Source organism: Candidatus Desulfatibia sp., from assembly GCF_036446775.1.
Taxonomy (GTDB): domain Bacteria; phylum Desulfobacterota; class Desulfobacteria; order Desulfobacterales; family UBA11574; genus Desulfatibia_A.
This window is the reverse complement of sequence record NZ_JAZFTO010000252.1, coordinates 1-4,192: the sequence shown is the minus strand read 5'-3', so window position 1 is coordinate 4,192 and position 4,192 is coordinate 1. Positions and strand designations below refer to the sequence as shown.

Sequence of the window (4,192 nt, the reverse complement as noted above, 5' to 3'; positions counted from 1 at the left end):
GTCTTTCAAATTATTTGCATAGCCCAATATAGTCGTAAGCGGATTGTTTATTTCATGGCTAAGAGTCGTTGCCATTGCCAAGAGAGTTTCAAGTTTTTCTTTTTCTTTTAATTTTTCTTCCGTCTTTTTGCGTTCGGTGATGTCCCGTGCAATACCTAGAACCGTTTCAACCTTTCCGGTTTCATCAAATATCGGTTCCAATCGCCAATCGAGGGAAACCTTCCCCTCAACACTTTCCCATCCAAACTCCTCCGAGATGCTTTCCCCTGAAGCAAATACATACTTTATTTTTTCCTCCCAAAGGTCACACAATGCCGGGTCAAATCCCGCCTCACGGTGATTTTTACCTATAATTTCCTTCTCGGTATTTCCCCCGGCTGCCAGCCCCGCCGGATTTATGTATATGTGCCTACATTGCTTGTCGAAGAGCATTATGTAATCCCGACTGTTTTCAGTTAGGGATCGGAATTTACCTTCACTTTCCTGCAGTTTTTTTGTCCGGGCATTTACTTGAATCCGCAACAATATACTCATTAATACAGCAAAGAAAAAACCCACTACTAAAACTAAAGCAGTCCATTTCAACCAAGTTGGAATCTTGAAATGGCGATCGCTCTTGGTGAGCCATCTGTCTAAATACAAATGGTATTTAGACTGTTGATCTTTTTTCATTGAATTGAGGTATCCATCAATTGTCTCGACAAGGTCCTTATTCCTTGCCTTAGGCGATGCATAACGAACTTCAACCGGATTGAATATTATTGACGTTGCCATTGCATCATGACTTGAGGCGTGCATAATGCTGAAGACACGATTTACTGCCCCTGCTTCAGCCTTACCTTGCTCAATCAGGCGCAATACATCATGGTTGTTTTTGGCATCCACTGGAATAAATTCGATATCAAGCTTTTTCAGCAATTCTGACAGTCTTTTAGCATGAATACCCTTCGGATTTAGAGCAATCCGTTTTCCTTGCAGATCCAGCAATGAAGTAATTGCAACATCTCTATTTCTGAACACAATTCCATAATTGCTGAGAAGGGTTTCTTGTGTAAATGTGAAAAGTTTGCTGCGCTGTTCCGTATACGCAATGCCTACAATTAAATCAATTTCACCGGTTTTGAGCTTTTTCAGTACATCCTTCCATACGCCATGTACGTACTCGAGTTTCCAGCCTTCTTTTGTTGCGATGTTTTCAAGAACGTCTATAGCTAAGCCGGTGTGACTACCATCTTCCTTCTGAAAAACGATGGGATTATTGTTGAATACTCCTACTTTTACCGTATTGATTGGATTTGCGAGCGCAATGTTGGAGGCAAAAAGGACAATCGACAGTAGAAACAGGCGAATGTTAATCAAAATTTCCCATAGCTGTTACCTTTCTTAAATTATCTACCGAATAACCATTGGTGCATAATTAATGCCAAGAAAGCGATTTATATAGCGTTGTATTTTCAGTGCTTAGGGTTATGGAGAGACGTATAAGGGGAGGGAGCATTAAGAATTTAAATAATAATTCACAAATTCAATAAAAATTGTGCATTATCACTATCAACAGTCCTCGGAGCTTTAGGCTGGTGCATACGAAACTAATAGAGTATTACCTGACTAAATGGCAGCGCGCCTCCGAGTAAGGGATAATATCCAATACGTTAATTTATAGGAAGTACGCTGTTATGGAATGACTGGCTCAAAAGTTTTCCTTTTCTTTCTCTTGTAGAAAATCATAAACCATGGGACTTTGCCCGCCGAAAAATCCGTATATTAAAAAGTGGATTCATATACTTTCAGGGAGCGGTCCACAGGGTCGCCTTTTCTTGCCAGAAAAAGCGCGACCGGCTTTCCGGCGGGAATAAAGCCGGGAATGTCGTCGCATATGAAACTCGCGTCAGGTTCCGGCCATGTCGATTTAACCGCCAGCTCAAGGTTAGTTGTACCTGTTACATTTACAAACCTAGCTTTGGCGGGATGAAGGTCGAAAAAACGCTCTGACTCCCCGCAAAAAAACAGGGTGTACGAATTCGATGTGGAATCCACCCATCTTTTTAAGCGTACGGTGGGCGGGGTGTCAGATTCGCGCAGGGAGTAGTCGATTGGAAGGGTGAGCGCGTATATCAACAAGATCACCGTAGCGCCCTTTGGATATTTTCTTATGGCGTATCCAACGATTAACAGTGAAAGCGGAACGAATGGAATAAAATGGCGCACTTTTTCCGGGTTTTGCCCAAAGATGACCCATACGAAATACAGGGCCGCCGCCGCGCCAAAAAATTTTATCCGCCCGCTTTTTTCATGTCCGGAATAAAAAAAAGTGAAAAATCCGAAAACCATAAAAAGCGCCCATGGAATCCGTGTCCACATCGTTCCGGTTCCGGCCCAGCCAAAGACTTCGGCTATGCGCATTGCTATTAAAGCAGGCCTGTTTCCATTGGCAAACGTTGTTCCAACCGCGCCGCCCCACTCGTTAAAATGCCCCGATGTGAACGATTTCCCGATACTGAGAAGTTGTTCCGGGCCGACAAACGCCGCCTGCGGAAGGAGCCAGAGCAATACCCCAAACAAAAATCCTGTAACTGCAAAGGCCCTTTTAGCTGTGAACAGGGCGATTGCAACGTAGAAAAGAGCAAATGGCCACCACGAAAGACGTACGCCAAGCATAAGGCCGACGGAAATTCCGGCAAGAAACCATCTGCCGGTTGAAATTTTTCCGCTCCCTCCCAAAGCAAGTATCGCAAGTAGCCCTAAGAGCAATGCGGGAATTTCACTGAATATCTTGTGTGAAAACTCGAAAAAGACCGGGTTGACGGCCAGCGCCGCCGCGATAATATACGCCGTTCGCCTATCGAATTCCTCTTCGGCCACCAAAAACGTGATGAAAAGGCAAACTACCCCGGAAAATACCGATAGTAATATCAGGCCCCATTCCGCCGAGCCGGTGAAAAGCGCCATTGCCTTGCCAGCGGCGATGTACGCCGGATAACCGGGAAAGTGCGGCTGGTGGAATTCGATGTCGTAACTTTTGACACCGAGGAGGAAATTTACTCCGTCCCGGTCGTCCGGCCATGGCGAGGCCGTGAGAATTTCGAATGCGATAAAAAGAAAAGCTGCCAGGAATAAGGGCGAGAATTTCGCTATTGTCGAACGGCTAGGCAACGACGGACTGCGTTTCAATGAGTTCTTTACTATTGCAGATTTCGTCAATCCTTTCCGTTCCCCTTTTGCCTAAAATATTCGTTGCCCATTCGCGCCCCATTATCATTGCCGTATCCATGAATATATAACGGAAGAGCCCCTGTCGTCCAAGAGTGGACAGGTTAATAAACCTCTCCACTGTTTTCCGAAGCCGTTTAACCTTTTCAAGATAGCCCATTTCATATCGGGGATACGCATGACGGGCGCGGGTGGAAAAGCAGCCTTTTACCTCCCGTTCGATATCGAACCCGAGCGCTTTGAGGTTGGCTAAAACGGTTTCAAGCAGGCCGTCGTCGCTCATGCTCCAAACGTCGTCCCCGTATTCGCAGGGGATTTCCAGCATCACGGATGTTTTTCCTTCAGGCGCGCTGAACGGGCTACGCCTTTTCGGCTCCTGAATTCGCGACATGATGAATTCCGGTTCCGGCACATACATCCATGTGTTTTCCGAAAACTCCTTACTGTCGAGCATGATGTTCAGGAAACGCAGACTCCTGAACGAAATCTGAGCCGAAATTCCCGGTTCGACAAGATTTGCGACCGAATCGAGAGGAATGGTCGAAAGTAACTTATCCGACGCAATCGACGAATGGCCTTTTCCATTTTTCCCTATGATAATTCTGGAAACGCGGTTCCCTTCGGTTTCCAGCCCAACCGGTTCCATACCGGTAAGAATAGTCCCTCCGAGGCGTTTTATATCCGAGGCCATCGTTTCGAAAATAGCGCCAATTCCACCTTTCGGGTAGTAGTACGTCTTGGCGTAAGTCCTTGGGGTTTTACCGGCAAAGGGGAGGGATTTCAAAAGTGCGTCTTTTACATTTAAAAGCGAGATTCTCTGCGCGGCCCAATCGTCCGAAAGCCTGGATGCGGGAATGCCCCACAGCTTTTCGGTGTACGGCTTGAAGAAGTAGTCGTTAAGCGGCCTTCCGAACTTGTCGTCCACCCACCGCTCGAACGACCCTTCGGGAGCGCGTCCGGACATACGGGAGCCGCCCAAATA

Annotated in this window: 3 protein-coding genes; all 3 read right to left on the bottom strand. The window is 46.3% G+C overall.

Features of this window, described 5'->3' with window-relative positions; genetic code table 11:
* Window positions 1-1,359: transporter substrate-binding domain-containing protein (locus tag V3S16_RS11770; protein WP_413885159.1), on the bottom strand; the 1,359-nt coding region annotated here is incomplete at its 3' end.
* A 405-nt stretch (window positions 1,360-1,764) separates the two neighbouring features.
* Window positions 1,765-3,153 carry a glycosyltransferase family 39 protein gene (locus V3S16_RS11765; RefSeq protein ID WP_413885157.1) on the bottom strand — a complete coding sequence of 463 codons (1,389 nt, stop codon included), beginning with the start codon at window positions 3,151-3,153 and terminating at the stop codon, window positions 1,765-1,767.
* On the bottom strand, window positions 3,146-4,192 hold a 1,047-nt coding region (locus V3S16_RS11760; protein ID WP_413885155.1), incomplete at its 5' end, for a UDP-galactopyranose mutase. The genes V3S16_RS11760 and V3S16_RS11765, both read right to left, overlap by 8 nt.